The sequence below is a fragment of the Pseudomonas sp. 2995-3 genome, from assembly GCF_002742565.1.
Classification (GTDB): domain Bacteria; phylum Pseudomonadota; class Gammaproteobacteria; order Pseudomonadales; family Pseudomonadaceae; genus Aquipseudomonas; species Aquipseudomonas edaphica.
In genome coordinates this window covers 1-246 of the sequence record NZ_LJSB01000206.1, presented here as the reverse complement: position 1 = coordinate 246, position 246 = coordinate 1, and the positions used below count along the sequence as shown (strand labels likewise).

1 protein-coding gene is annotated in these 246 nt (G+C 40.7%); it reads right to left on the bottom strand.

Features of this window, described 5'->3' with window-relative positions; genetic code table 11:
• A partial coding sequence (locus tag AOA62_RS32240; RefSeq protein WP_218244149.1) for a hypothetical protein occupies nt 1-246 on the bottom strand: 246 nt, incomplete at both ends.

Here is a 246-nt window from a genome sequence, read left to right as displayed (position 1 = left end):
GATTATAAGCTTCTGCTCTCCATCCAGCTAGGGATTCGAAGGCACCATTTTCCAGAAGGTTCCCAACTTCTACCCCTAATCGTTGTCTTTCTAAAAATACGTTGTCAATGTATACATCGTTGTCGTTACCACCAAGATTAAATTGAAGCACAGAGTTATGATCAGTGTCTGCTCCCATAATAAACTGTACGCTGTGTCTTTCTGTAGTTGGAGTTAGGCTGATTGTTTCTTCATGAACAACTTCAG